The organism is Chryseobacterium aquifrigidense (assembly GCF_006716485.1).
GTDB lineage: Bacteria > Bacteroidota > Bacteroidia > Flavobacteriales > Weeksellaceae > Chryseobacterium > Chryseobacterium vietnamense.
On sequence record NZ_VFPD01000001.1, the window covers coordinates 709,983 to 732,864 of the forward strand.

General features: G+C 37.6%; 19 protein-coding genes. 11 read left to right on the plus strand and 8 right to left on the minus strand.

Going from position 1 to position 22,882, the window contains the following annotated elements:
- Nucleotides 1-440 precede the first annotated feature (440 nt).
- The 3 genes from FB551_RS03170 (at nucleotide 441) to FB551_RS03180 (ending at nucleotide 7,041) form a co-directional block, all read left to right on the plus strand.
- A complete protein-coding gene (locus FB551_RS03170; RefSeq protein ID WP_142014917.1) occupies nucleotides 441-1,772 on the plus strand; it encodes a tetratricopeptide repeat protein in 1,332 nt (443 codons plus the stop codon).
- Nucleotides 1,773-1,941: 169 nt separating this feature from the next.
- Entirely contained in the window at nucleotides 1,942-3,366 is a 1,425-nt protein-coding gene (locus FB551_RS03175; protein WP_142014919.1) for a tetratricopeptide repeat protein, read from the plus strand.
- Between the two features lie 672 nt (nucleotides 3,367-4,038).
- Complete coding sequence (locus FB551_RS03180; RefSeq protein ID WP_142014922.1) at nucleotides 4,039-7,041, plus strand: reprolysin-like metallopeptidase; 3,003 nt, start codon at nucleotides 4,039-4,041, stop codon at nucleotides 7,039-7,041.
- Nucleotides 7,042-7,140: 99 nt separating this feature from the next.
- Here FB551_RS03180 and FB551_RS03185 read toward each other — a convergent pair whose 3' ends face one another.
- Both FB551_RS03185 and FB551_RS03190 read right to left on the minus strand, forming a co-directional pair.
- Entirely contained in the window at nucleotides 7,141-8,304 is a 1,164-nt protein-coding gene (locus FB551_RS03185) for an FAD-dependent oxidoreductase (protein WP_142014925.1), read from the minus strand.
- Nucleotides 8,305-8,331: 27 nt separating this feature from the next.
- The gene (locus FB551_RS03190) at nucleotides 8,332-9,087 is read right to left on the minus strand and encodes a helix-turn-helix domain-containing protein (protein WP_142014928.1); all 756 of its coding nucleotides are present in this window, start codon (nucleotides 9,085-9,087) and stop codon (nucleotides 8,332-8,334) included.
- A 140-nt stretch (nucleotides 9,088-9,227) separates the two neighbouring features.
- Between FB551_RS03190 and FB551_RS03195 the strand changes: the two genes are divergently transcribed.
- Nucleotides 9,228-9,809 carry a Crp/Fnr family transcriptional regulator gene (locus tag FB551_RS03195; RefSeq protein ID WP_142014932.1) on the plus strand — a complete coding sequence of 194 codons (582 nt, stop codon included), beginning with the start codon at nucleotides 9,228-9,230 and terminating at the stop codon, nucleotides 9,807-9,809.
- 64 nt (nucleotides 9,810-9,873) lie between these two features.
- A complete protein-coding gene (locus tag FB551_RS03200; protein ID WP_142014935.1) occupies nucleotides 9,874-10,809 on the plus strand; it encodes a ketopantoate reductase family protein in 936 nt (311 codons plus the stop codon).
- 139 nt (nucleotides 10,810-10,948) lie between these two features.
- Here the strand turns inward: FB551_RS03200 and FB551_RS03205 are convergent, their stop codons facing one another.
- The 5 genes from FB551_RS03205 to FB551_RS03225 all read right to left on the minus strand — a co-directional run bounded on the left by FB551_RS03205 (nucleotide 10,949) and on the right by FB551_RS03225 (nucleotide 13,483).
- A complete protein-coding gene (locus FB551_RS03205; RefSeq protein ID WP_142014938.1) occupies nucleotides 10,949-11,299 on the minus strand; it encodes a 4Fe-4S dicluster domain-containing protein in 351 nt (116 codons plus the stop codon).
- Nucleotides 11,300-11,442: 143 nt separating this feature from the next.
- Nucleotides 11,443-11,766 (minus strand): 2Fe-2S iron-sulfur cluster-binding protein, encoded by a 324-nt coding sequence (locus tag FB551_RS03210; RefSeq protein ID WP_047431621.1) that lies wholly within the window; start codon nucleotides 11,764-11,766, stop codon nucleotides 11,443-11,445.
- Between the two features lie 5 nt (nucleotides 11,767-11,771).
- Nucleotides 11,772-12,329 carry an NADPH-dependent FMN reductase gene (locus FB551_RS03215; RefSeq protein ID WP_142014941.1) on the minus strand — a complete coding sequence of 186 codons (558 nt, stop codon included), beginning with the start codon at nucleotides 12,327-12,329 and terminating at the stop codon, nucleotides 11,772-11,774.
- A gap of 3 nt (nucleotides 12,330-12,332) precedes the next feature.
- Nucleotides 12,333-12,833: a DUF2480 family protein gene (locus FB551_RS03220; RefSeq protein WP_142014944.1), complete on the minus strand. Its 501-nt coding sequence runs from the start codon at nucleotides 12,831-12,833 to the stop codon at nucleotides 12,333-12,335.
- 23 nt (nucleotides 12,834-12,856) lie between these two features.
- On the minus strand, nucleotides 12,857-13,483 hold the full coding sequence (locus tag FB551_RS03225) for a superoxide dismutase (RefSeq protein WP_142014947.1): 627 nt from the start codon (nucleotides 13,481-13,483) through the stop codon (nucleotides 12,857-12,859).
- Nucleotides 13,484-13,676: 193 nt separating this feature from the next.
- Between FB551_RS03225 and FB551_RS03230 the strand changes: the two genes are divergently transcribed.
- Nucleotides 13,677-14,297, plus strand: coding sequence for a helix-turn-helix transcriptional regulator (locus FB551_RS03230; protein ID WP_142014949.1), 621 nt, complete (start codon nucleotides 13,677-13,679; stop codon nucleotides 14,295-14,297).
- Between the two features lie 35 nt (nucleotides 14,298-14,332).
- On the plus strand, nucleotides 14,333-14,980 hold the full coding sequence (hxpB, locus tag FB551_RS03235) for a hexitol phosphatase HxpB (protein ID WP_142014952.1): 648 nt from the start codon (nucleotides 14,333-14,335) through the stop codon (nucleotides 14,978-14,980).
- A gap of 68 nt (nucleotides 14,981-15,048) precedes the next feature.
- Here the strand turns inward: hxpB and FB551_RS03240 are convergent, their stop codons facing one another.
- On the minus strand, nucleotides 15,049-15,675 hold the full coding sequence (locus FB551_RS03240; RefSeq protein ID WP_142014955.1) for an RNA polymerase sigma factor: 627 nt from the start codon (nucleotides 15,673-15,675) through the stop codon (nucleotides 15,049-15,051).
- A 240-nt stretch (nucleotides 15,676-15,915) separates the two neighbouring features.
- Between FB551_RS03240 and FB551_RS03245 the strand changes: the two genes are divergently transcribed.
- The 4 genes from FB551_RS03245 to FB551_RS03260 all read left to right on the plus strand — a co-directional run bounded on the left by FB551_RS03245 (nucleotide 15,916) and on the right by FB551_RS03260 (nucleotide 22,830).
- The gene (locus tag FB551_RS03245) at nucleotides 15,916-16,872 is read left to right on the plus strand and encodes a FecR family protein (RefSeq protein WP_226798607.1); all 957 of its coding nucleotides are present in this window, start codon (nucleotides 15,916-15,918) and stop codon (nucleotides 16,870-16,872) included.
- A 52-nt stretch (nucleotides 16,873-16,924) separates the two neighbouring features.
- Nucleotides 16,925-20,230: a TonB-dependent receptor gene (locus FB551_RS03250; protein ID WP_142014961.1), complete on the plus strand. Its 3,306-nt coding sequence runs from the start codon at nucleotides 16,925-16,927 to the stop codon at nucleotides 20,228-20,230.
- 308 nt (nucleotides 20,231-20,538) lie between these two features.
- Entirely contained in the window at nucleotides 20,539-21,831 is a 1,293-nt protein-coding gene (locus FB551_RS03255; RefSeq protein ID WP_047431597.1) for a hypothetical protein, read from the plus strand.
- A 75-nt stretch (nucleotides 21,832-21,906) separates the two neighbouring features.
- Nucleotides 21,907-22,830, plus strand: coding sequence for a T9SS-dependent choice-of-anchor J family protein (locus tag FB551_RS03260; protein WP_142014965.1), 924 nt, complete (start codon nucleotides 21,907-21,909; stop codon nucleotides 22,828-22,830).
- Nucleotides 22,831-22,882: the final 52 nt, after the last annotated feature.

Here is a 22,882-nt window from a genome sequence, read left to right on the forward strand (position 1 = left end):
ATAGTCTTATTATAAACAAAATATAATATTTTGATCAGAAAGCTGTTAAAAGCAGTCTGTTAATTTTAAAAGTCTTTGTTTAAAAGAGGTTTTACATAATTTATTTCAATGTTACATTTTTGCGAAATAATCCGTTTATTTCACAATGAACATGATAAATTATGTATATTTATAACACTCATTGGGGAATAATATTGAAATAACGGTAGAAAATTATAAGCTTATTTACAAATAAGTGAATAGGTAGATATGTAGATATATAGGGAAAAGTGGTGGTGATGGGAAAAACTGACTTAATCATTTTTAAAAATATAAAAACACACTCAAAAGGTATAAAGAAAATAATAGCCTTTACAATCTGCATGGGGTTATCTCTTGTTATGTTTTCTTGCCGCAGGGAATCTCAAAATACAGATCAAGAAAACTTTGATGTATCTCTATTGACGGAAAGTTCAGAGCTTCAGCTGTCCGGTGAATATGAAGCTTTTGTTAAGCTTAATAAAGAATATCTGAAGAAAGCCGCCAAAATGAGGTATACAGGAGGAAAAGGTCTGTGCTATTTGAATATGGCAGGGGTCAATGTTTCCGCAGGGAATTATGAAAAAGCCCGGTTTTTTTTCAATAAAGCAGAAAAAGATCTGTTCAATTCTGAAAATGCTTACCATAAAGCAGTTTTTTATGATAATTACAGTCTGTATTATTCTCACCTTAAACTCAATGATAAGGCCATAGCATGTAATAACAAAGCTTCTTATTATCTTAAACAGGCAAAAAAAACAAAACTTACCCAAAAACTTCTGCCAAGACTTTATGTAAACAAAGGAATTTACTATGCATGGAAAGGATGGTATGGAACTTCTTTAAAATGTTTTACAAAAGCAAATATGCTTGAAAATTCAGCTTATACCAATTGTATGGTGGCACAATATTATCTGTTCACCCATAAACCTGATTCTGCAGGGATATACATTGCCAGGGCAGATGAAAAAATGGTCAGCCAGAAAACAACGGATGTGGAATCTCTTTGGGTGTATTATACAATGGGATATTACTATAATGAAATTGATAATAGTGAACAGGCTGAAAAAGCACTTAAAAAAGCACTGGAAATCAATATTAAGACAAGACGGACCTATTCTTCTCATATCAAAGAAGTCTACAAAGCACTCGCAGAATTATACAAGAAAAAAAATGATGGCGGTAAGGCCTATTTTTATCTGAAGAAATATATGGAAGAGGAAGGCAGATTTGATGCGGAACGCTTTGCTGTCATGAATAAAGCTACTGAAGATTTTATTTCAGAAATGAAACAGGAATCAGACTGGCATAAAAATGATCTTCCGTTATTTATTGCATTGTCTATCACCTTACTTACTGTTTCAGGTGTATATGTCCGGAAGATAATTAATCGGTTACAAAAGAAGAAAAACACTTTAAAAGAGCAAACTGATACATTGAAAAACCATGTCCGGGTAAAGCAGCGGCAGGAAGTCATTGAGCTTGCTAAAAAGAACGATTCTTCTTTTCTGCTGAAATTCAAAGAATACTATCCTGAATTTATTAGGTCGCTTCTGGAAATCAATGTGGATCTTGAGAATTCGGAGCTGGCTTTCTGTGCCATGCTGAAATTACGTTTTTCATCCAAAGAGATTGCAGATTATACTTTTGTACAGCATAAGTCTGTTCAACAGAAAAAATACAGGATCAGAAAAAGACTGAATATTCCCGGAGAAACAGATATTTATGACTTTTTCGAAAACTTGGCAGAATAAAGAATTAGATCACAATAAAAGCAGAAGGATTCTGTTTTATGAAGAGATTTTACTGTTGATCTTATCCGAAATAACCATTGAGAATTTATAATGATACAAAATTGTTATCTTAAGAAGATCATTGTTAATCACAAATTTATATAGAGATTTAGCTTAATCCGAGAAACATATGATGCGTATTTTTCTTTCTGTTTTACTTTTTGTTTTAGTTTCGTGCCATTCTCATACAAAGAAAGAGGCCGAAAAGAAATTTGACACCGGTTTGCTCAAACAAAATGAAAAGTTCAGACTAGGTGGAGAGTATGACTCGCTGATTAATCTTAATAAAAGATATTATAAACAGGCCGATCAAATGAATTATGAAGACGGAAAGGCACTGTGTTATATCAATCTGGCAGAACTGAACATATCACTGGAAAATTTTCAAAAGTCGCAGATTCTTTTTGATAATGCAAAAGAGATTCTGGATGATTCTGAAGATAACTTACACAAAGCCAGGTTTTATAATGTTTATGGCCGCTTTAATATAGAGCTGCGAAGACTTGATAAAGCTTTTCAATATAATAATGAAGCAATGAGTTTTATAAAGAAAAGTGATAATTCAGAGCTTAAAAACGATATCCTTTTCAGTATTTACTTAAGACAGGCTATTTATCTCATCCAAAAAAAAGAATACGAAAAAGCACTTGAATATTTCCATAAAGCAAAAAAATTAGATGATACCGGGCTTGCAGATTGTGCGATAAGTGATTATGTGTATATGCATAAAGATAAAGATTCAGCATATAAATACATAACGATAGCCTACAACAAAGCCAATATCGGTGGTAAGGAAGACGGAATAGCCCTCTATGCCAATACGATTATGGGAGAATATTTTCTAAATTATAAACAGTATGATAAAGCAGAAATAGCTCTTAATAAGGCTTTGAAAATCAATGAAAAAACAAAGCGTATTTATGCTTATTATGCCAAGTATATTTATAATGATCTCAGAGTTTTATATGAACGTACCGGGGATAAAGAGAAGGCTTATCTTTATTTGAAAGCTTATACAGATGCTTTTTACAAAACAAATACATCTTTACTGGCTACCATTAATCAGGATATGGAGTCTTTTATTGCCGTAACTCAGAAGGATGCCAATCATCATAAAAGTAAAATATACTGGATCGTTTCCCTGTCGTGTATAGGCCTTGTTCTGTTGGGGTTATATGCCTGGAGAATTATTATTGCCCTGAGGAAACGGAAAAAAATTCTTGCCATAGAAGCCGAGAATCTGAAAATAAGAATGAATGATAATAAGCAGGAAGAAATTATAGAGCTCGGTAAAAGGAATGATCCCGAATTTTTGAATCGTTTTAAAGAAACTTACCCAGAGTTTATTGCCCAGCTTCTAACAATTAGTCCCAATCTTGAAAATTCTGAACTGATTTTTTGCGCAATGCTTAAACTACATTTTACCTCTAAGGAGATAGCCAATTATACGATGGTTCAGCATAGGAGTATTCAGCAGAAAAAATACAGGATCAGGAAAAAATTGAATATTCCCGGAGAAACAGATATCTATCATTTCTTTGATACCTTAAAATAATCCAAAAAAAAACTGTCTGATTTATCAGGTCAGACAGTACTCGAAAATATTCTCTTTTCACCACTCGGTTTTTTTTAGTGGTCTCAGTGGTCAAATATGAAAATTTTAAACTGAAACAAGAAAAAACACTCTACTACATGGGTACTACATCATGTATTTGTGGTTTTAAAACATTGGTAAACAGTGAGTTGTTTTCTTTGTGTGTTTTAAACAATTATTTATGAAAAAAGAGACCGCGATTCTAAATTGCTTCATTTTTTTAGTCCATATTTTTTATAATGTATCTTTTTGCATGTTATTTAAGTAGCATTTACGTATTATTTTCTCTCTGATTTTTAATTTATTTTTCATCTGTTTTTGAAGTTGAAATTTTTAATAATACTTATACGTTAAAACGGAATTATTTAAGATAAAATCCGGTAATAAATGTAATTGATTGATAATTAATCAATTGTGGATGCTGCTGTATACATGTAGTAGCATTTATTTTTGTTTTTTATTCAGAATATACAAGCTTTGTGAAGTGATTTGTTGTGAATTTATCGCTATTGATTTCGTTTTGTTGAATTAATGATAATATTTATTTATAGTATAAATTAAAATTCTAAATGATCTCCTGGTAAAAAATGAGCAATATATGATCATAAAACCAAAGTAATCTTAAATAAATTTATGAAAAAAAGAATTTTATTCGTTTGTGCATTAGCATCTTGTTTTACGGTTTTTAATGCTCAGAGATGGGAAGCTGTCTCTCAGAAAACTTCACAGATAAGAGAAGGAGTAGAGGTACAGCATTCTTATAGGGTGGATCTGAAATCTCTTCGTGAAATGCTGAGAAATGCTGAAGAAACAGGGAAAGGTGCAACACCTGTTATTATTTCTCTACCTACTGTGGACGGAAAGATTGAAAAGTTTGCTGTTTATAGCAATCCTGTGCTAGATAAATCTCTGGCCGATAAATATCAGCTGGGGTCTTATATGGGAGTAGGTGTGGATGATCCATCCAAGTATCTAAGATTCAGTACATCTCCCAATGATATGCAGTCTATGATCATTAAAAATGGTATATTCCAGTTTATAGAGCCAATAAGTGCTGATAAACAGACTTATGGAGTATTCTATAAAACAAAGAATGAAGGAGAGCATGGTTTTAAATGCGATACCGGAGAACGTGATTTTAAGGATATTAATAAATTGGTAGAGAATGGTAAAAAAATGCTTTCCGGAGTTGGCATTGCAAGCAGACCTACGAATACAAAATACAGAGATTTCAGAATGGCATTGTCCGTTACAGGAGAATACAGCCAATATCAGTTAACAGCAGCAGGAACTCCGGCCAATGCGACCGATGACGTAAAGAAAGGCGTAGTACTGGCTGCCATGAATAATACTATGACCCGTATAAATGGTGTTTTTGAGCGCGATTTCGGTGCTCACCTGACGGTTCAGAATCTTCCGGGTATCATCTATCTTGTTCCTGCAACAGATCCTTACTCTAATAATTTAAATCTTCAGCTGCAACAGACCCTTACCAACGTTGTTGGAAATGCCAACTATGATATCGGCCATGTTCTTAATCAGAATGCTGAAAGAAGTGGAAATGCAGGAGGAATCGGAATTGTTTGCGTAGATCCGGCCACTAATACTGAAATAAAAAAGGGTTCCGCTTACACCCAGGGACCAGTTCCTGTAGGGGACGTTTTTGATTTTACGGCAGCACATGAAATGGGACATCAGCTTGGAGCTAATCATACATTTTCAAATACTTCTGTCACAGATGCCAATCAGGGAGCTAACGTAGAACCGGGAGGAGGTACTACTATTATGGGCTATGCCGGGATTACCTATGATAATGTGCAGGCTAACGCTGATGGATATTTCCATTATAAATCCATTGATCAGGTGTTAACTAATTTAGAAAATAAACTTAATTGCGGAGCCTCTCAAAATATAAACAATAATACTGCACCGGCCATTAATCCACTGGTTGCTTATAATATTCCTAAAGGAACTGCTTATTATCTTGATGCTTCAGCCACTGATGCAGAGAATGATGCTGTAAACTATACCTGGGAACAGAATGACAGTACCGATGAGTTTTCTACCATCTCTGGTGATAGCGGATGGGGATACAATCCAAAAGGAGCATTAACAAGATCTGTTCCTGGAACTCCAAACGGAAGACGGTATTTTCCAAAGTTAGCAAGTGTTATGAATGGAAATCTAACAGACAAACAAACATGGGAAACGGTATCTTATATCCCCCGAACATTGAATTATGCTGTAACGGTAAGAGATCAAAATGCTCAGCGTCCTATGGTTTCAAGCTCAACAACGACAGTGACTGTAGGGAATGACGGACCGTTCAAATTCAATGGGCTTACTTCATCTTCAGTATTGTATAATGATGCTGTAAACACCATCTATTGGGATGTTGCCAATACGAATGCTGCTCCTTATAATACAGCAAGTGTGAAAATTGATTATACTACAGATAATGGCACAACCTGGACAAATCTTGTTGCTGCAACCCCTAATACCGGAAGCTGTAGCACACAAATGCCAGGAAATATAAACGGACCAGTAAAGCTGAGAGTATCAGCGGTGGGAAATATTTTTTATGCGGTATCTCCTGCTATTACTTTGGGTAGCGCGCCTACCTCTCCTACATCAGCACCTACAGGTATTTCTACAATAGATACTGAGATTTTCAAAACAACAGCAAGGGTATCTTGGAACAGTGTTCCTGGAGCTACATACTCTGTTAACTACAGAAAAACAGGAACAGGAAACTGGTCTAATGCTGTGAGCCAGGCCAATTCTGTAGTGCTGAATAATTTAGAAGATGAAACCAATTATGAAGTACAGGTAGCAGCTGTAGTTAACTCAGTTCCCGGAACTTTCTCTAATAATTATACATTTAAAACAAAAGGATTAAAGACAGGAATTGATTATTGTATATTAAATTCAGGTTCACCTTACTTAGGTTCAATTTTGAAAGTAGCAGTTGCCAATATTGATTATACAGATGCTACGGCAAGATCTTATAAAGATTTAAGTGAAGATCCGACTAAGATTGTCAATTTAACACAAGGTAATACCTATACAATTTCACCAAGAATAGGAAACTTACTGCAGGCTGGTATGCAGGTTAATCTATCCGTTTGGATTGATTACAACAGAAACGGAGTTTTCGAAGCAACAGAGAGAGTTGCCCAGACGTCGGGAGCATCTCCTGCCGGTAACGTTGGAATGGGGAATATTAACTTTACAGTTCCAGCTAATACCTATTCTGGGGATAAATTGTTAAGAATGAGGATTGTAGGTAAGTTTTCCAATACCGCACTGAATGATGTATGTGGCGAACTGGCAAGTCAGGCAGGAGGTATTATGGATCTTCCGGTTAAAATTACAGCTGGCGCCCTTGCTGTAAGAGAATCTGCAGATACAAAATCATCAGAAGTTTCCGTTTATCCTAACCCTGCAGATACATTTGTAGAAGTGAAAAACCTAAAAGGTAAAGGTGACTATAAAATTTACAGTGCAGATGGAAGACTAGTTCAGGAAGGTAAGATTGACGGAAAAATTAATGTTGCTTCTCTGATCAAGGGAATGTATGTAATAACAATAAAAGATGATAAAAATACTTATAATACCAAATTGATTAAGAAATAACATAAATGAATCTCCGCACCCGGATCTAAAAGCGGAGAGAAAAAGAATTTATTAAACCTAAAAAGGCTGTCTCTGGTTGAGGCAGCCTTTTGTTTTTGCTTATGAAGTCAGGTGGCCGTTGAAAAAATCAAGCATTGTGGCTAATGATTTGTCAGAATGCATCCGTTCTCCATTTTCAAGGGATTCCTTTGTGGCAGCGGCAGCCCTCTTACGCATGGTATTTTCGTAGGCGGAAACAGCTTCCTGCAAAGTAGTATAACGTCTGTCTGTCAAATGCTCACTCAGTTCAAGGGCATCCAGCATTGCCATATTGGCACCTTCTCCGGCAAATGGCGGCATTACGTGCGCCGCATCCCCAATCAGTGTGAGATTGGGCTGAGTTTCCCAGGTTTGATCTAAGGGCATAGAGTAAATCAGACGTGGGATAAAAGGAGTCATTGCACTTTCAAACAATTCTTCCCAGATAGACGCCCATTCGGAGTATTCTTTTTTGAACCATTTCAGCATCTGTGCTCGATCAGAAAAATCAAGACCGCTGGAGGAAGGCCAGTTTTCATCGGCTTTAAAACTCGCATAAAATCCAAGATCACCATTGCCTTTCTGTCCCAGTAAAATATTTTGAAAATTTCCGAATGCCATTATTTTTCCACCTTTGATCAAAGCATCGATTTGAGGAGCATTTTCTTTTGAAACATTTCCTTCCAGCATAATGATTCCGGAGTAAACAGGTGTATTAGTATGGAGATAAGGACGGATTTTAGAGTTGGCGCCATCTGAAGCAATGACCATATCAGCGTACACAGACCTCCCGTTTTTAAAATGCAGCAGCCAGCCTTCATTCTGACGTTCCATAGAAAGAAAATGACTGTCCCAGACTACTGTTTCAGGAAATAGAGATTCCAGAAGCATGTTTCTTAATGGGCCACGGTCTATTTCAGGGCGGAAATGTTCATGTCCAAAATCCTCTTCAGGTTTTGTCTCATGATCATTAAAAAATATTTCTGCCTTTTCATTCATGATCAGTGTTCTGTCTGCACCCGGACGGAAGGCTTGTTTAAACTCCTCCAGAAGTTCTGCCTTGCGTATAGCAGCCAAACCTGAATCTTCATGCATGTCTAGAGGAGAACCCTGTACACGTGCATCTTTATTAAAGTCTCTTTCATATACTTTTACATCTGCACCTTTCAATTGTAAAAGTCTTGCCAGTGTAAGCCCTGCCGGGCCGCCACCAACGATTGCTATTGATTTATTGTCTATCAGCATTGTTAATTTAAATTTTACAATGCAAATTTATCTTCCTTTTAACACGGATAATAGTACAAATCGGTCGTTTTTATTTTTAGATAATTCCCTGGGGGCAACGCCGGAGAATTTTTTTACTTCTTTGATGAAATGGTTCTGATCTGTATAATTGAGTTCCGGGAAAAGTCTTCCCTGGGCAATATGTTCCAATGATGCCCTGAAACGCAAAATGGTAGCGTAGGCTTTTAATGACAACCCAAGCTGTCTGGTAAAGTACCGGTTGATCTGTCTGCTGCTCCAGCCTGTTTTTTCAGAAAGTTCCTGTACGCTCATTTCTCCTTTTGAAGCATAAACCAGTTCAAAAAGTTTAATTTTTCTTTCATCTATTTTTTGAGGAAGCAGTTCTTTTATTTTTTGAGTTGCTTTCGTACAGCAGTGGCTGAAATCATTGATATCGTCAGCTTTAAAATTCCAGAAATCAGGAGAAAGCTCCTTTCCTATATTCAATAAATCGGCGATGGAGGTATTTAAAATATATTCAACAGCAAGAGGTTTGAAGCTTACAACAAAAGCAGTCATATGCGGAGCGATAAATCTTTGTTCAGGATAGGTTTCCAGCCCGAGAAGGGTAATATGAAAAGGCTCTGAAGCCGAATACGAGAAGAATAAGTCGATTCTTCCATCCGGAATGATCACCACTTCTTTAGCTTCATCCGAAAGGTTTTGAAAAGTGCCCAGATTTTCAACAAAATCCGCGATCTGCTTATCAGGTTCGATGAAATGGTAAGTGAAATCAGTATCCATCTTAATATTATAATTTTTTAAAGAAGAAAATTACAAAATTACCGCTGATCTATTAAAAAAGTATATGGTTTATTTTAGTGTATAAAGACTATTTTTGTTTGAGCAGATGTAAAAAGTAAATATGCTGCAGCTTCTATTTTATGAACAAATCATCACTTAATACCTACTTTCATTCTTTATTCAGTATCAAACCTGAAGTGGTTGAAAAAATTACAGAAAAATTTTGCCATTTTGAGTTAAAAGCGAATACTGTTTTGCTGGATCAAGATACCATCAGTACCAAAACCTATTTTCTGGAAAAAGGGTATGTGCGATCCTATATTCTGAATGAAGATAATGAGGAGATTACCACCAATATTTATACGGCTCCCTGCTTCGTTAATGATTTTTTGTCCTTTTTCAGACAACAGCCTACCAAAGAAATATACCAGACAATCACCGAATGTGTTTTTTGGGAGACAGGATTGGAAAATGTACAGCATAATTTCCATAATATCCCTGAATTCAGAGAGTTCAGCAGGCTTCTTTTTGTTCTTAATTACTATAATATTCATGATCGTCTGATCGAAATGGCTAGCCAGAAGGCTTCCACAAGATATTGTAACCTGATGAAGAAAGATCCTGATATTTTTCAACATGTCCCTTTGAAGGTGATTGCTTCTTACCTTGGGATTAAAGACAGCTCCCTGAGCCGTATCAGAAGGGATATTCACAAAATGTGATTTCTTTTCATTTGTCAAGTGATATTTTACAGTGCATCACTGATCTTTGCTTAAAAATAATTTCATGAACAAAAAACATATTGTTGTAGTAGGATTGGGTGGTGTAGGCGGTTATTTCGGTTTTAAAATCAATCAAACCAATGAAACTACAGGAAAATATACTGTTTCTTTTGTAGCGCGCGGAGAAACTTATGATAAAGTAAAAGAAAACGGATTGACTTTGTTATCTCCCGAGCATTCCAATTCACAGAGCCATCCTGATGATATAGTTCAGAATATCAGTGAGATCAAAAATCCAGATCTGGTTTTGATTTGTGTAAAAGAATATGATCTTGAAAATGTCTGTCAACAATTACTGCCGGTTATTAATAAAGATACCGTCCTTCTTCCGATGATGAACGGAGCGGATATCTATGACAGAATCCGTACAATAATTCCTGATCATACCATTCTTCCAACCTGTATCTACGTGGCTTCCCATATCAAAGAAAAAGGAGTAGTGGAACATAAAGGAAAAGCCGGAAAAATGATTGTGGGAAGAGATCCTGAACATTTTTCTGCACCTGTGGAATGGATTATAGAGCTATTGAGTGAAAGTAAAATCGATTTTGATTTTAAAGATGATTCATTATCAGATATCTGGACGAAATTTATTTTCATTGCCAGTTTCGGATTGGTAACAGCTAAGCACAATTCATCTATTGGAACTGTGTGCAAAGATGAGCAACAGAAGGAAGAAGCGATTGAAATTATGAAAGAAATCAAACAGATCGCAGATAAAAAAGGCATCTATCTTCAGGAAGATATCATTGATAAAACATTCGATAAAGCTTCTACATTTCCTTTTGAAACCCCAACTTCCTTACAGCTTGATATCCATTCAGGAAAAAAAAGTAACGAACTGGAATTATTTGCAGGTGCTGTATTGAAATATGGTTCTGAAACAGGTATAGAAACTCCTTTCACTCAGAAAATCTATACTGAGATTAAGGCAAAATAAATTTTGGCTAAAGCTGAAAGAAAAGAAAATATAAGAAGGCGGGTTAAAACCCGCCTCTATTGAAAATTAAATATAAAAGATAGAAATTTTTAGTCGTTTTCCTGCTTTATATCGTTAATCAGACTACTCAATCGGGTACTTAGGCACTGTGCATGAACTTTTGCCGGTTCAATAGTACTTCTTCAGTTTCCCTGTGATCAGGATCATCCACACAGCAGTCTACAGGGCACACGGCCTTGCATTGGGGCTCTTCATGAAAGCCTTTACATTCCGTACATTTTCCGGATACAATATAATACACTTCATCTGAGACAGCCGGATGATAAGCATCGGCATCATCTTCCGTACCATCAGGAAATATTGTTGGTCCTGAAAGTTTTGTTTTGTCTTTCCAGCGCCAGTCGATAGCACCTTCGTAAATGGCTGAGTTGGGGCATTCAGGTTCGCAGGCTCCACAGTTGATACAGGCATCTGTTATTTTTATAGCCATATTGTTTGAATTTAAAGGGTTTAAAAAAGGGATTTCTTCAACGGTAAACGATTGGGAAATCCCTGCTAAACTTAATTACAGCAGTTCAACACTGTTCCTTGAAAATAAGCAGCATAAAGTGTGCTATTTTTTATTTTAAATCATTAATCTGCAGCAATTTCTACCGAGAGACCATCCATTTGGGCTGTAAGATGAATCTGACAGGCTAATCTGCTGGTAGCTTTGGAAGTAAAAAGTTCTGATAATAAAGCCTCTTCAATATCATTTTTTTCCGGAAGATGAATCGTTTCACTCAGAATAAAGCAGTGACAGGTGGCACACATAGCCATTCCTCCGCACATGGCTTCCATAGGCAATTCGTAGGCCTTGCAGATATCTTTAAGGGTAAGCCCCATTTCTAACGGACATAGTAAAGTGTGTGCAGTACCGCTTTGGTCTATAACAGTAATGGTAATTTCATTCTCCATAATCCTCAGTCAATAATGGTGATTTTTTTAGAAGTTGCAATGCTGATAAGCTTATCAAACTTACCGGAATACAGATCTGAAATTTGAGTGGACTGATCAGCATTAAATAATGATGACCTCACAATCGGAACGCTGAATGGCAGTGGCCAGGCGCGTAATGATTTGGCTATAGAATCCATAGCATTGATGCCCTGCATGGCCTGCAGACCATCTGCCCAGCATACCAGTCCTACAGTTTTATCGGTGAGATAAGGCTCGTACCTGTTGGCGGTTACTTCAAGCCAGTCCAGGCAGTTTTTCATCACTCCCGGAATACTTCCATGATAAAGAGGAGCCAGCCAGATATGCAGATCAGCATCAGTGAACATTTGGGTCATTCGTTCTACCGCAAGAGGTGTTTTTGTAAGGGTAACATCGAATAAAGGAATGCCCGAATCAGCAAGTGTAAAAATATCAGTCTGAATTCCCAGCATTTTCAGACGTTCCGAAAAATACTCCGAAATCAGTCCTGAAGTAGATAAAGTTCTTCTTTCCAGTGACCCGTTAAATATAATTGCTTTCATTATTTATTGTTTAAAAATTACTTTGGGTAATCCTATTTCACCATACATCAGTGTTTTGACCAGAGGTTTCAGTAATCCAGCCGCCAATAAATACAATGAAGGATCATGATGAGTACTTGCCCGGACAACCACTTTCTGATTTTTATACTGTTTCAGGTCAGCGTAGATGAGACGGCGTTTCCAGAGATCAAGGAGTACCGTTTCTGCATTGTTTAAATCTGCATAAGACGCATAAGGAGACAATTTTTCCATAATCAGCATATAGGCCCAGGGTGGAATGATCGCATCCGTAGAACAGATGATTGCTACTGCTTTTTCATTGTATACAGAAAAATCCACTGTAGCAATTGATTTCTTAAATTCTTTCTCCTTCACAATCATTCCCATGAAAAGATGATTTCTGATATCCAGTTCTACAATTTCCGTAGTCGGTTTGTAGTCTGAAAGGTCAAGGGCAATAATGCCTGAAGCCTTTGCTTTATTGATAAAATTTTCCTCAGTCATAGTTTACTTACTTTCAGTGTTACTTATCTTACTTTTGACAAAGCTTCTTCATATTTTCTTTCAACTGCCGACCAATCCAGTACAGACCAGAAAGCATCCAGATAATCTGCACGTTTGTTCTGATAATTCAGATAATAAGCATGTTCCCAGACATCTATTCCAATAATCGGGAAACCTCTGTTCATCGAGAGAATATCCATCATCGGATTGTCCTGGTTAGGGGTAGAGCTGATGGCCAGCGATCCGTTGAACTTTACAAATAACCACACCCATCCGGAACCAAACTGTGACAAACCTGTCTTCTTCATTTCTGCTTTGAGATTGTCAAGGCTTCCGAAAGTAGCTGTGATGTCATCATGAAGCATACCTTCAGGAATGAGCTTAGGCTGAGATGAAAGAGTTTCCCAGAATAAAGAGTGGTTATAATGACCTCCGCCATTGTTTCTTATAGCCGGACTGTATTCACTTATCCTCTGCAGTAACGAATCAAGGTCGGGATTAACTTCATTGGTTTGTGCCAATGCAGCATTCAGATTGTCTACATAAGCCTTATGATGTTTCTGATGATGAATGGTCATTGTTTCTGTATCTATAAAAGGAACCAGAGCATCGTAAGCGTAAGGTAATTGTGGTAATGTAAATGTATTCATCGTATATTTTTTTTGATTACTATGACACAAAGGTAGAAATATATTTTAATAAAACAACTTTTAGGTTGTTTTATTGCTTTCGTGCTTGGAATAAATAAACCATTGTAAATCTTTGTTTTAACCTTTGTTTTTTGAGGTTATAGAAAATGACTATATTTGTTGTTGAAAAATAAAACAACCAAAATATTGTCAAATGAAGAAGCCGGCTGTGGATCGTATTCTGATGTTTTTAAAGATGAGAGGTGAGGCTACATCACTTCTTATAGCTGAAGAATTGTCCATCACCAAAGAAGGGGCAAGGAAGCATTTACTGAACCTTGCTCAGGAAGGATTGATCCGGTCTTCGGTGAAGAGCGAAGGAGTTGGCCGTCCGTCTACATACTATACGCTTAGTGAAAAAGGATTGGCTCAATTTCCTGATACCCACGCCGATGTTACAGTTCAGATTTTGAAATCAGTAAAAAATCTTTTGGGTGAAAATGCATTGGATTTATTAATCAGTGACAGGGAAAAAAATACCCATGAACGGTATGAAAAAGTACTTTCAAAGGCAAAATCACTGGAACAGCGTCTCGAATCTCTTTCAAAAGTCCGTAGTGAAGAAGGCTATATGGCAGAATGGAAAAAAGAAGGTGAAGACTATTTTCTGATTGAAAACCACTGCCCGATATGTGCAGCCGCAAAAGAATGCCAGGGTTTCTGCCGTGCAGAACTGTCCAATTTCCAATCACTGATAGGAAAGGAGTACACAGTGGAAAGAATAGACCATATTATTTCCGGAGGGCAGCGCTGTGTTTATAAAATCAGTCAATAATTCATGATTTCATAACCTAAATTATTATTCAAAAGATGGCTTTAAAAGCAGTAATATTTGACATGGACGGTGTATTGATCGACTCAGAAAAATTCTGGACTCAGGCAGAACTGGATGTATTTTCATCCTATGGCGTTAAGGTTACGGATGATCTTGCGGCACAAACCAAATATATGACCACCCAGGAAGTTACGGAATTCTGGTATGAAAGATTCCCTTGGGAAAATTTTGATTCATCCGATCTGGAAAATAAAGTGGTTACAAGAGTAATCGAAATGATTCAAGACCAGGACTGTATAATGTCTGGTGTGCAGGGGTTTATTACAAATCTTAAGAATAAAGAATATAAAATAGGGTTGGCTACCAATGCTCCTTTGCGGGTAGCCCATGTGGTTCTTGAAAAATTGCAGGTTCGTGATCTGTTTGATACCGTTCACTCATCAGAATTTGAAACTCAGGGAAAACCTCATCCGGCCGTATATCTTAGTTCTGCAAAAAATCTTGGAGTTTCCCCGGAACACTGCATTGCTATTGAAGACAGCCCATCAGGATTAAAAGCTGCAAAAGAAGCCGGAATGCAGACTGTAATTTTCACCAATGATGATGAAAGCATTGATTCTGATCTTGCTGACTTTAAAATATTGAACTTTGAAAATGCTTTACTGACGGTGTTTGGAGAATAGTGAATCCGTTTCGCTGTGAATTTTAATACTTTATGATTAACACAATCCCCGAATCCCGAACCCCGCTCTCAATACCTCGTCAAAACCTCCATCAACAAGAGAATAGAGACCAGTTTCTTGGAAGACTGATATTCCGGATTCAGTTGCTCACGGATTTCTCCTAAAGCTTTGCTTAATTTATTACTCACCGTCTTGTTGCTTATTCCCAGGGCTTCTGCTGTTTCGTTCACAGACATATTTTTCCTGATTCTCATATCGTAGACCTGCTGCTCCGTTGAGGGAAGCTGGGAAACTACTTCATCAATCATGGTTAACAAAGTACTGATCTCATTTTCTTCAAGGATTTCAAAATAATCGGAATCTGCTATTTCAATTTCATTCGGAATATCAAACTCGTCAATACTCAAAGTAGGAGGTGCTTTCTTGTAGCTGTTATAAAAATCAATAATCCGGTAATGAAGATGACGGAGAAGGTAGCCTTTGGCGCTTTCTGTATCATCGGTTTGTATGGCATCCGTATTCTCAAGAATCTTGATCCATAGGTTCTGGAGGATTTCTTCAGAGGCTTCCTTATCCCGTGTCCGTACAAAAACAAAGCGATACAGACTATCCCAATACCGGTCATACAGCAGCATAAATGCAGGACGGTCGCCTGATTTTATTTTCTTTAATAATATATAGTCTGTTGGGCTCATATTGTGATACAAAATTACCTAAAGGAAAATTAACTTTTTGTGAACTTTGGGTGTGATAAGATTAAATATTTCTGAAAAGCAGGGGTCAAATGGGATGTTAATGTTGAGTAAATGTGAAATATGATGAAAATTATTAACAATTTGGTTGTAATGTGAATATAACGTTAAGAATGCCGCGGGGAAGTTTTTCATTTTCACTGTCTTATAGATAGAAGTATCTGTGAATACATGAAAGACCTTATGAAAAAACGTTTAACATCTAAAAATATTGAAGCCTTTGTTTTCAGACTTTGGGAACGGGAAGTTACGGAAGACTCAATTTCTGAAAAAGAAAATGAACTTTTAAAACAATGGAAGAATCTTGCAGAAAAAGATCTGGATATTCTTCATCTTAAAGAATCCGGAGAGAGGATATTATCCGGACTGGAACATTACTTTTCTCAGCCAGCCCATATTCCTATCCAATCGGCAAAAAGCTTTAGAACACATCTATATAAAATAGCTGCAGTTATTATTCTGCTTTTAACATTGGGAGGAATTTTTACCTACACTATGTTCATTAAGCCAGATGTTTATCTTGCAAAATCCGTAAACCGTATTGTTCATCTTGAAGATGGATCTACAGTTACTCTTTTGCCAGGGGCAGAACTGATGGTAGAAAAATCTTTTCCTTCGTCTACAAGAGTTGTGGATTTGAAAGGAGATGCAATATTCTCTGTGGCAAAATCTAAAATACACCCTTTCATTGTTCGTGCGGATGGTTTCAGTACCAAAGTATTGGGGACGGTATTTAAAATTTCACAGTCAGGGAAGAAAAAAGCGGTTGATCTTTATGAAGGGAAGGTGGCTGTTTCTTCACCGGGTGTTCCTGTTTCTTTCCTCAAGCCGAATCAGAAGTGGACGAATTTCGGAATTGCGCATACTACAGCAATTATTTCATTGAAACCTGGGAAAAACTCAGTAAACAAAGCTTCCGCAATATTGTCTTTGAGCTTTAACGATGTTCCTCTGAAAGAAGTAGTAGCAGTACTGGAAAGCAATTATCATACAAAGGTTCAGTATCCTAAGGAAGCTGAAGATAAGAAGATTACTGCTGATTTCACTGGCGGCACTGTTGGTGAGAATATTGAATCACTGGCCTTCATCCTGGGATTGGAAGTACAGAAAAAAGAAAACACCTATATCCTTAAGAAATAAATCATTATTCAAAAAAAATTAAATAATCATAATCAAGAGAACACTATTAAGTATGAAAAGTTTGAAATGTGGGATTACCATAGCAGCCTTATTTTTTACTGTAGCCGCAGAAGCTCAGGAGCTGGTTCAGAAAGTAACATTTTCTGTACCTGCCAACAGACCGTTGATTGAAGTTTTAGAAGAGTTTGCCGGAAAAACGGGGATGAGACTGGCTTATTCCAAGGTAGATATTAAAGAGCTGAAGGTAAGAGGAGTGAAATGCGAAAATACTTCTGTCAATAACTGTCTGAAGGATATTACCAACGGACTTCCTGTTGTGTACCGGCTGCATGGTGACCTTATTTCGATAAAATATGAAAGTTCTACTATTTCCGTACTGGGAAACGGAAAAATTTCCGGTAAAATTGTGGATGAAGTAGGAAATCCCATTACCGGAGCGGAAATTACTGTTGCTCAGAAAACTGTGATCACAGACAATAACGGCGATTTTACCATCGATCTTCCTTCGGGAACTTATAATCTGACCATAAAAGCTCCTAAATATAATACGCTGAGAGTAGAAAAACTATCCGTTACGAACAAAGAAACGAATGCTGTTTCATTTGCTTTAAACAAGGCTTCTGATAAAATTACAGATATCAAAGAAGTTGTAATTACGGCAGCCCGTAAAGCAGATACTCAGGCAGGACTTCTTGCCCAGCAGAAGAAGGCAGCCCAGATGAGTGATGGTATTTCCGCAGAGCAGATTTCCAAAACACCGGACAGCGATGTGGGAGGAACTTTGAAAAGGGTAACGGGAATCACTACCATTGACAATAAATATGTAGTGGTAAGATCCATGGGAGAGCGTTGGAACACCGCCGCTATGGACGGGATCAACCTGCCGAGTACAGAAGCCTATAATCAGAACTTTTCATTTGATATCATTCCTACCGCCATGGTAGAAAGTGTAGTGGTCAGCAAATCTGCAACACCCGATATGAATGCCAGTTTTGCAGGAGGTTATGTAGAAGTAAGAACCAAGGATATTCCCAACGAAAATTTTACAACCGTAACATTGGGAACTTCTTATAATGACCAGTCAGCATTCAAAGAGTTTCTGACCCGCCAGCGCGGAAAGTACGACTATTTCGGGTATGATGACGGAACAAGGGATTTTCCCAAAGGACTTGAGCCGATGAACTGGACAGATCCAAGATTTTTTGAACAATCAAGACAGTTTACCCATGATAATTTCAGTACTTATAAAACCAGAGGGGATATGGGATCTAATATTCAGCTGGCATTAGGAAGAACTTACGCCCTTAAAAACAATAATAAGTGGGGCTTTGCCGGAGCATTTGTCATCAGAAATGAGCAAAATAAACTGGAGATCGACCATACGGGAAGAGGAAACTGGCTGGATACCACAGGGCCTTATGTTGCCGACTGGGAAACAAAAGGAGTAGCTCCAATACCATTTTATAATTTTAAAAACCAGGGAGCTTCCTATAATTATAACTCTACGTTGGCGGGGATGCTCAATTTTGGACTACAGCTAGGGAAGAACAGAATTTCCTTCCGTAATTCGTACACCCATATTTTTGATAATACATTAACAAGAGTTACCGGCTGGAATGAATATACAACTGGAAGTTCAATGGCTTCCAATGCAGAATTGGCCTATAATTATTTTTATAACGGAATCATCCCCAATAATGATCCTGCTCAGATCAAAAATTTAGACAGACCTTATACTGATAATACCAATTATCCCATTTTTCAGACCCTTTTGCAGAATAAACTGGAAGGGAACCATAAAATAGGCAATACGGAAGTCAGCTGGTTTGCAGCCAGAACCGGGATAACCTCTGATACAAAAGATTATACACAGTATCTTACTCTCTATGATTTTATTGGAAGTGAAATTCTTACGTACCACAAGATTTATAATACCGGAGGAAATTTTTACAGAGGATACATCGCCAATAAAGAAACCGATTACAATTACGGAGCTTCAGTGAAGTGGGATCTGGATTTCGGAAGTTTTAAAAATACGTTGAAAACAGGATATGCAGGAACACTAAAGAATAATACCAACCAGCAGCAGAAATTCTTCTTAAGGGTAGACGAAAACCGTGATGTTCCGAATAGTGAAAAAAATTACCTGACAATGTATGGTACGCTTGCGGACTGGTTCAATGGATCTCACTATGTTCCGGGAGGTATTGGGTGGGAAACCAAGGCATTGTATAAAAATGATAAATATGAAGGAGAAGTAAAACAGCATGCTCTTTATGTAATGTTTGATAACCGTTGGAAAAATAAATTAAGGTTGGTATGGGGAGTTCGTGCAGAATATTTTAAGTATGATCTTATTTCCCAGCAATTGGATCCAAGTGATACAAAGAACGTTGAAAGGGCGGCCATTGAAGATAAACCGTGGCAATGGATGCCTTCTGTAAATTTTACTTACAGCCCTACGAATAAAATCAATTTCAGGCTTGCCTATAATAAATCTGTAATTCGTCCGCAGTTTAATGAAAGAACAGGACTTCCTTATTTTGACCCTGTTGCCAACGGTTTGATTTATAATACAGAAATGACCTCTTCTGTCATTAATAATTATGATTTCAAATTCGAATGGTTTCCCGGCCTTGGAGAAATATTTTCGGCAGGACTTTACTATAAAAATATAGACAGACCCATAGAACGCGAAGGGCATATTTCAAGTGAAGGGAATCTGTATCTCTATAACGGTAATTCAAAAAATGCAAAGCTTGCAGGAGTTGAGGCAGAGGTTAGAAAGAATTTAGGATTTATTGCCGGAGGAACTTTTCTGGAAAAACTTTTCATAAGCGGAAACTTTACCTATAATCATACTAAAGTAATTGCCTTTAAGGATATCTATAAAACGGGGGACAATGATGAAACCTATGAAGTAAAACGTCCTCTGTTCGGGCAGACTCCTTATGCCTATAATCTTGGATTGACCTATGACGGCGACCGTTTGGGACTGAGCTTTTTATACAATGCAAAAGGCGACCAGTACATTACCGTCGGGTATGCGTACAAAGGGGAAGAAATACAACGCCCTTACGCCGTAGCAGATGCACAGATCTCCTATAAATTTCTCCGGAATAAAAACCTTGAATTAAAATTCAATGCAAGAAACTTATTCAACAGGGTGAAGGAATATTATAATAATTACAATTCCTACGCAATACCGCTGGGATTGGGTAGTGCAATCGGAACGGAACGCGAAGCCTGGGGACTTTTGCCTGGTGCAACAGACAGGTATGATAAGAATATTGATAAAATTATGTTTCGGGCTTACAGCGGAAGAATGTTCAGCCTCAGTGTGAACTATATGTTTTAGACAGAGAATATGCCCAATACAACAATAGAAAGATATCTTAATTATAGAAACGTACAGGTTTCGGGAACCTGATCAAAACTGAAAGATACTGATGATGCGCACAGCAGTACAGTTCTGAAAAAACCGGACGTTAACAGCTTTTCCCAGGCATTAACGGACCTTATGGGAACTCCCGCAATGCAGCTCCTCCTGCAGCGATGGGATGAACACCAAAAAACAAATCGAAGGAATAGAGAGGAAGATATTCCTGAATAAAAAACTGATCTGGTATAAAAATAACACAACCGGATTTATTAAAAATTATAACAATGAAAAGACTAACTCTAATTGCAGTGGCAGCATTATCTCTTACAGCTTGTCAAAACGATCAACTGGCAGATTCATCTTCTCCATTCGAAATGAAATCTACTTCTGCTGAGTACCTTACAGCTTCTGCTCTTCCGGTAACTACCGTAAGTGGTGCTATTACTTCAAATACTACATGGAGTGGAGTAGTTGAATTAGATGGAATTGTAACGGTAAAAAATGGTGCTACATTAACAATTCAGCCTGGAACATTCATTAAAGCCAAACCAAGCACAAACAATACAGCTACAGGAGTTTTGGTAATTTCTAAAACAGGAAAAATCAACGCAGCGGGTACAGAAGCTCAGCCGATCATTTTCACCAGCTACAAATTGTTAGACGGAAACGAAGATACAACAGCGGCTCCTGGAGACTTCGGTGGTGTTGTTATATTAGGAGATGCGCCTACAAACACTCCTTTCACAAAAACAATTGAAGGATTATCCGGTTCTGATTTCTATTACGGAGGTACCAATGCTTCTCATAACGGGGGAACATTGAAATATGTACGTATCGAGTTTGCGGGATACGATCTTTTAGCTCCGAATTCAGGTAATGAAATCAACGGTCTTACGTTAGGAGGAGTAGGAAACGGAACTACTTTGGATCATATTCAGGTTTCTTTCGGAAAAGATGACTCTTTTGAATTCTTCGGAGGTACTGTAAACGCTTCAAACCTTGTTTCTTTTGCTGCAGATGATGATAACTTCGACTTCGATAACGGATATACAGGAACCATTACTTGCGCATTAGCTTTGGCAGATTACAACTCTACACACAGTCTTAGCGGAGCAAGCCCTGATTCTAACGGTATCGAGCTTGATAACAACGCAGAAGGTTCTTCTACAACATTGTTGACTCATCCGGTGATCAACAACCTTACGATTGTTGGTTCTAAAAACTCTACTAAAGGTGCTTTGTATGAAAACGGTATCCACATCAGAAGACACGGAAGATTAACATTAAATAACGCTGTAGTTACAGGATATCCTGTAGGAATCAAAGTGGAAGGGACAGGTTCTGAACTTTCTTCGGCTTCAGCATACAGCACAATTCAGGTTCACGGATTTACGACTTCAGTTACGGGTACAGGTACAGCAGGAATCCCTGCAGCTAACCTGGCGACTGGTACTCCTGCATCGCTTTGGGGTATGAGCCAGCCTTTCTTCAACGAAGGTGGTTGGAATGTATCTCCAAGAAACTGTGGAAACTTCCAGGGACTTTGGACAAAATACAATTTCTCAATTGTAGAATAATAAAAAACTTTAAAAAGCAGGGAACAGCTTATGCTGATTCCTTGCTTTTACTTCAAAATTTTAATCATCAGTATTATGAAAAAAATAATTTTATCATCTGTTCTGTTTTTATCTCACCTGGCTGCAGCACAGTCTCTGGTATGGGGAAATTCTTTTGATACTCCTGCCGATCTGCAGGGATGGACCTTTCATGACCTTAACAGCAATGGCAATGGATGGATACAAGGAGAGAACATCTATCACAACGGAACTGCTTTAGCCTATGGAACTGCCGGCGTTCTACGCCATTCTATAAGTTTGGTTCCAAGTGGAAGTGCTACTGGATTTGCTACCGAAAATGACTGGATTATTTCTCCTCAGATTGATCTTACCAATACTGCAGGAACCGTTACGCTGGCCGCCTATATCGGGAGACAGAGATCTACTCATACGATTGTTGCCAGAGAGCTTTTTATCTATGTAAGCACACCGCAGAAAGAAGTTCCTACGTTGTCGGACTTTCAGGCGATGACAGTAGATGCAGAGGGAAATGATGTTCAGAGTATGTATAAAATACAGGTAGGTGATTCAGCCAATCCTTTTCCGGCTGATCTTACCCAGTTTGTAGAATCCCTTGTTGATCTTTCTGCTTTTGCCGGGAAAAAGATCTATATCGGAATGTGGTCAAACAGAAAAACAAGTGGAAATAATGTCCAGAACATTAATATTGATGAAATAGGAATTTACGCTACTTCATTTTTGGGAACTAAGGATGTAAAAAACAACAAAATTATAACACAAATAGCAGAAAATCCGGTAAGAGAATCTTTACAGCTGCAGCTTAACCCGGCTTTGAAAGAAAATACAACTATGGTCAATATTTACAATGCGGCAGGACAAAAAGTACTTACCGCCCAATATTCTAAAGCGATCAACACAGCAGGTCTTACATCCGGATCTTATATTGCAGAAATTACAGATGGAAAGACTACGGAAAGGCTGAAGTTTATTAAAAAATAATCATTCTATCCCCTTAGAATCTGATTTTAGAAACACCATGAAATTTTAATAT